Raw genomic sequence first — 6,550 nt, 5'->3', positions numbered from 1 at the left:
CAAAAAAAAAAACCCCGCCACAGGGGCGGGTTCTTTTAAAATTAGGATCGATCAGCCATTAGGGATTCTGATCATTCGGTGTCAGGGCTTTGTTGTTGTTCAACTCGTCCTGGGGAATGCGGAACAGGAAAGATGCGTCTTGGTCGGCCAGGGTAAACACACGGGGATCGAAGCTGGGCGATCCATGGTTGCCGGTACCGGAAGGACGGTTCAGGCCTTGCTTCAGACGCTTGATGTCGAAGTAAGAGAAACCTTCACCCCACAACTCAATGCGACGCTGGGTCAGGATTTCATTTACCAGCGCAGAACCGGTAAAGAGGGCTGCAGTGTAAAGCGGGTTGGAACGCTTCACTACAGCTTCCAGAGCGGTGCGGGCACCTGCTTCGTTGCCGGTGCGAGCCAGCGCCTCAGCCTCAATCAGGTACATTTCCGAAGAACGCATGAAGAGGTAATCGGCAGCCCAGCTACCCACAGTAGGTACGCGGAACTTTAGCTGGTTGTAAGCAGGACGGCTGCTGGTAGCTGCAGCAGGTGCAGTAAACCAAGCCTTACGGGCATCAGCGTCCGGAATACGGTCGTACAGCGCCTTAGTGATTTTCTTCTGTCCACCCAGGGCAGCATAACCGCCGGTGGCCACATCCATGTGCGAGAAGAAAGAGTTGTAAATAGTAGCCTGCTCAGTGTTTACTTCCATACCCCAAATCCATTCGGTGTTGGTTTTGGAAGACAAACCACCAACAAGGGCAGTGCTGTTCATCAGTGCAAAACCAGTACGTGCTTTTACTGCGTAAGTAGCAGCAGTAGCATAGTCTTCCATCTGGAGGGCTACACGGGCACGCAGACCCTGGATCACATTCACATTGATGTTGGAGATGTGGGCGCGGGTTTTACCGGTCAGCAGGGTTTCGGCCTCAGTCAGGTCGGCAATGATCTGGGTGTATACCTGCTGTACGGTACCGCGGGGTTTACCCTCGGTAGTAGGCTCGGTGTACAGGGGCACGCCAGGCTTGTTTTCGTTGCCTTTATAAGTATGCTGGAACCAGTTGATGAGGTTGAAGTAGGAATGAGCACGCAGACCAAGAGCCTGGCCTTTCAGATCCTGCTTCTCGGCATCCGTACCGGTAGCACGTTTCACGCCATCGATAATCCGGTTGGCGTTATTGATCACGCGGTAGTAGTGCCACCAAACCCGGTCAGAGCGCTGGGTGCTGGCTGCACTGGCACCTGCGGTGTAGTTGTAGTCGGTGTTGAACCAACCGTAACCGGCGGTGTGTACCACCATATCATTACCCATCAGGTCGTTTACAAGATCGAACGACTTTTGGCCAAAGTTGCCGGCGTTGTAGGAGGTAAACTGGGTACGGTAGGTACCATTCAGGGCTACATAGGCGCCCTGAGTGGTAGTGAATACGGTTTCAGCGGAAACGTTGTCGGTAGGCTGCGTTTCCAGGTACTCTTTTTTGCAACCCGTCATGGCAGCTGCCACCAGGGGCAGTACAAACAGGAGCTTCTTTATGTTGTTCATAACGATGTTCGGAGTTTTTGTGATTACAGGTTAACAGTCAGGCCCATGGTGATAGTGCGGTAAGGAATATAGGTCCAGTCGGCAGTACCGTTTACGGCACGCTGGGGATCCATACCCTTGCGCTTCGAGAAGAAGTATGCGTTATCAGCATTGGCAAACACCTTGGCGTTGCTCATACCTACACGGCTGGCCAAAGTTTTGGGCAGGTTGTAAGCAATGGTTACGTTTTTAATGTTCATCCAGCTGCCATCAAACAGGTAGCGGGTAGATACACCGTTCTGGGTAGCCAGGGCATTCTGAATGCGGGGAACATCGGTGATGTCGCCGGGCTTCTGCCAGCGCTTCAGGATGTCGGTATGCCATGCAGTACCGTAAGAACCGGGGTGCATCAGCGAAGCATAGTTACCGTCGTAGAACTTACCACCGTAGGAGAAGGTCAACAGTACGCTGGCTTCCAGGTTGCGGTAACGAACCGAGTTGGTCAGACCACCATTAAACAGGGGCAGCGAAGAACCATGGTAGTAGTAGCTACCGTTGTTGATGTTGTTAACAGTGACGCGTTTGCCTGTAGGCAGACCGGCAGCATCCAGTTCATCTCTATAATACAGGGCGTCACCGGTTTGGGGGTCAACACCTGCGTATTCACGGATCCAGAAGTCGTAGAGGCTTTTGCCTACCATCAGCTTCTTGGTACCGTCGATGATTTCTTTCTGCGACAGCTTGGTGATCTTGTTCACGAAGTGTGTACCGTTCAGGTCAATACGCCAGTCGAAGTTCTTCTTGCGGATCACGTTGTAACCCAACTGCAGTTCAATACCACGGTTGTACAGGCTACCTACGTTATCGCGACGGGAAGAGATACCGGTCGACAGGGGCAGGGGCACGTCGAACAGCATGTCTTTAGACACACGGTTGAACACCTCTACGGTACCTTGCAGGCGGTCAAACAGCGAAAAGTCAACACCGATGTTGGCGGTAGTATTGTTCTCCCAGTGCAGTTGGTTGGCAGGCAGGGTGCTTACAATGGCACCAGGCGAGCTTACGTTGTTCCAACCCAGGGCGTACAGGCTCTGGTAAGCATAGTAGTCACCAATGCTTTCGTTACCCTGCTGGCCATAGCTGGCACGCAGTTTCAGGTCGTTGATCCACTTGATGCTGCGGAGGAAATTTTCCTGCTTCAGTCTCCAGCCGGCGCCTACCGACCAGAAGTCACCCCAACGGGAATCTTCGGAGAAACGCGAAGTACCATCTTTACGGTAGCTACCGCTCAGCAGGTATTTGCCTTTGTAGTTGTAGTTGGCGTTGGCAAAATAACCTTCAATTGCATGGAGGTTCTCGTAAGAGGTAGAAGCTTCAGCTGTTGCAGCAGGAGCCAGTTCGGAAGTACCGGGGAAGGGGAAACCTACGCGGGTAGCCGAAACAAAGTTCTGCTGGAAGCGGTAGTTTTCATGACCAGCCAGCACACGCACATCGTGGTCACCCAGTTCCTTAGCCCAGGTCAGTACCTGGTTAAAGGTATAAGTGGTCTGGCGGTTGTTCGACTTGGTAGAACGGCCTTTTACGTTATCGGCATCACCGTACTGCGAGTTCTGGAAAGTGGTAGCATAACCATTGTAGTGGGTAGCGCCCAGGGTAGTTTTGAAGGTAAAATTCTTCAGGAAAGCTGCTTCCAGGTAGCTGTTGGCGTTGATGTTGGAGGTTGCAGTGTTGCGATCATCCAGTGCCAGCGAGCCAAGCAGGTTAGAGTTACCGGCATAAGGACGGGTACCCATTTGTGCAGGACGGCCCCAGTCCAGAGCAGGCTGGTTGGTAACAGGGTCAATTACATATACACCCCATGCATCACGCTGGTAAACAGGGTAGATGGGACCCATCATACGGGAATAGTAGAAGGGGTTGGTAGTAGCAGTACCACCGCTGGGTACGGTTTTCTGGTTGCCCAGGGCACCGTCGAAGTTCACACCGGCTTTCAGCCAGTTGGTAGCCTGGGTATTTACGTTCAGGCGGGTAGTGAAACGCTTGTAACCGGAGAATTTGGCGATACCGTCTTCGTTCACATGACCGAAAGACAGGAAGTAATCGCTCTTTTCAGCACCACCGGCGATGTTTACGTTATAATCCTGGCGCATAGCGTTTTGGATCAGGGCTTTTTCCCAGTTGTCCTGCCACAGCAGTTTGGCGTTGGGGTTCAGCTTACCGGTGTTGTTGTCAATCAGCTGGGCACCGGGAACGTTATAGGCATTGTATACCAGGCCGCTGGAACCAGTGAACATACCGGAAGCGGCAGTAGCAGCTTCAGCAGCAGTGTAGTTGGCGCCGGTAGCAGGGTTTTTGGAAGCTGCGAAACGGTTGCGTGTAGCTTCCCACATCAGTTCGTAGTAATCCGGTGTACCTACGCGGTCATATTCAGGAATCAGGCGGCTCATTTGGCCAATACGTACGTTGGCAGTAACCGAAGCACGGCCTTTCTTACCTTTTTTGGTAGTAATCATGATCACACCGTTGGCAGCGCGGCTACCGTAGAGGGCAGCAGCAGAAGCGTCCTTCAGCACGGTTACTGAAGCGATGTCATCGGTAGACAGTGAAGAGATAGAACCATTGTAAGGAACACCATCCAGTACATAAAGGGGAGAGCTGCTGGCGCTGTAAGAACCTACACCGCGTACCAGTACGCTGGCGTTGCTACCAGGCTGGCCACCACCGTTGGTAGTGATCAAACCGGGGATCTGGCCTTCCAGTGCACGGGTAACCGAAGTTACCTGCTGGCGCTCCAGGTTGCGGCTGCCGATAGTAGCCTCAGAACCGGTAAAAGCAGTTTTCTTCACCTGGCCGTAAGGAACGGTCACCACTACTTCGTCCAGTTGCTTGGTATCGGTAGTAAGCTGTACGGTAAAGTTGGTTTTGCCGCCAATAGCTACTTCAGACTCGGTCATTCCTACAGAGGAAATCACCAGGGCTTTGGCAGAAGGGGCAACAGAGAGGGAAAATGTACCATCGGCGTTGGTTGTTGTGCCGACATTAGTACCCTTGACGTTTACAGAAGCGTTGGGAACGCCATTACCTTGGGCGTCGGTTACACGACCCGACAGGGTACGATTCTGTGCCACGACCTGCAGGCAAACCAGCAACAGGCCCAGCATCATGCAGAGCAGTTTTCTCATGTGATGTTTGTGTTTTATAAACCCCTTTTCACCATTGCCTTTAGCCGCATTGCAAAAACACAGTTGCAGAAACAGGTACGGAAAAAGAAGGACGGCGAATTTATGCCAAGGATTTTATTAACTCATCAATAACAGTTCTATTATTCACATAATTTTATTTACCATTTGTAGTGGTTTAATTATAAAGGAAAACCATTTGTATAATAATTCAACTTTTTTGGCTCTTGCTGAACCCAAACTAATACCAGGCCCTTTTCGCATGGTTTTCTTCAAAAAAAATCGGGTTTGGCTGAAGATTGTTCAGCTGTTGCCTGCCTGCTCCAACTGCACGGAAAGCATTTATTGAAAAACAAAAAGGCCACTGTTGGTACAGCGGCCTTTAAAAAAATGAAAACCCGGTTTTAATAACCTGTATTCTGCGTAATTGCCTTGTTGGTGATCAGCTCGGGGTTTGGAATGGGCCAGATATACTGCGGTGCCGTAGCGGGCAGCGCACTTACCGAACCCTTAGCCGGGAAAGGCTGTAGCAAACGGGTAATATCCATGGTACGCAGGCCTTCACCCAGGAACTCGATGCGGCGCTCGGTAAGAATGGCGCTGATAAGATCGGCATTGGTGGCCGGCGCCAGGGTTACTGTAGCATCTGAACGGCGCCGTACGGCATTCAGCAGGGCCAGCGAACGGGCATCCACACCCGAAGTGGTACGGGCAATGGCTTCCGAAAGGTTCAGCAGCACTTCGGCATAACGGATCACCGGTGTCCAGTCGGGGGCACTGCCAGGGTTGTTGGGCCATTTGCGCAGGAAGGTGCTGGTACCCGATGCGATGTTGAAAGCACGGCGGGCATCGGTAGTAGGCCATGCCGTAGTGTTGGCCACAATGCCGTTACCGGTAGTGTTCAGCGTAAAGTCGCCATTGCCATTGGGGCCAGGGTTGTAGTAGTGACCCAAACCGTTCTGGGTGCCAGGCAAATCAAGCGTGGTAAAAGGCAGGGTAAACATCACCTCGTTGTTTACGTAAGGCGGCGCAAACACCGTAGCAATGGAAGGCAGCAACTGGTTGGGCACACCCGACGCAGCCACGAAGGGCGCACTGGCAGGTACGATCTTGTTAGCCTCGGTAATCACATCGGCATAACGGCCCATGGCCAGGTACACCCTTGTTTTCAGGGCAATAACGGTATTGCGGTGAATGCGGGTAGCATTGAGCGTTGGATTAGCATGCGTTTGCAACACCGCTGGCTCGGCTTCATTCAAATCTTTCAGAATTTGCGTGTATACCTCTGCTACAGTAGAGCGGGCAAGGTCTTGCGAACCAATATTGGTTTCAGCCTGCAGGCGCAGCGGCAAACCAAGCTGGCTGCCATTGCCATCGGCATAAGGACGGGCATACAGCTGCAGTAGGGTGAAATAGCTCAGGGCACGCAGGGCCTTGGCTTCACCGATGTAGGCGGTACGCACTGCCGCGTCGATGGGCGAGTTAGCCAAACCATCAATCACCACGTTGGCGCGGTTGATGGCGGCATAGCCTGCCGACCAAGCGTTCTGTACTTCGTTGGCAGTAGGCGTTACTGTAAAGTTCCAGGTAAGGAAAGCCGTAACGCCGTTGTTGGTGAGGTTCAGAAAATCTTCACCCCGCACATCCTGGTACACCAATACGCGACCGCCGGCAAACTGGCCGTTTTTGAACGCTGAGTATACGCCATTTAATTGCTGCAAGGCACGGGTAGCGGTGGTAAAGGCCTCACTGGGCGGAAGCGATGTCTGGGGCACCGGTTCCAGCTTTTCCTTGCTGCAGGCACCCAGCAGCATACCGGCAGCCAACAGGGGTATATATAGTTTCTTGATGTTCATATAAGAGCTGT

At 52.4% G+C, this 6,550-nt stretch carries 3 protein-coding genes; all 3 read right to left on the bottom strand.

What is annotated here, in order from left to right; translation table 11 throughout:
* Nucleotides 1-58: 58 nt before the first annotated feature.
* Nucleotides 59-1,525, bottom strand: coding sequence for a RagB/SusD family nutrient uptake outer membrane protein (locus BUE76_RS04930; protein WP_083596605.1), 1,467 nt, complete (start codon nt 1,523-1,525; stop codon nt 59-61).
* 23 nt (nt 1,526-1,548) lie between these two features.
* Nucleotides 1,549-4,686: a SusC/RagA family TonB-linked outer membrane protein gene (locus BUE76_RS04925; RefSeq protein WP_073045143.1), complete on the bottom strand. Its 3,138-nt coding sequence runs from the start codon at nt 4,684-4,686 to the stop codon at nt 1,549-1,551.
* Between the two features lie 401 nt (nt 4,687-5,087).
* Nucleotides 5,088-6,539, bottom strand: coding sequence for a RagB/SusD family nutrient uptake outer membrane protein (locus tag BUE76_RS04920; RefSeq protein ID WP_073045142.1), 1,452 nt, complete (start codon nt 6,537-6,539; stop codon nt 5,088-5,090).
* Nucleotides 6,540-6,550 lie beyond the last annotated feature (11 nt).

The sequence above is a fragment of the Cnuella takakiae genome, assembly GCF_001953305.1.
Lineage (GTDB): Bacteria > Bacteroidota > Bacteroidia > Chitinophagales > Chitinophagaceae > Flavisolibacter > Flavisolibacter takakiae.
The sequence above is the reverse complement of the archived record's forward strand: the minus strand, read 5'-3'. Positions and strand labels throughout refer to the sequence as shown.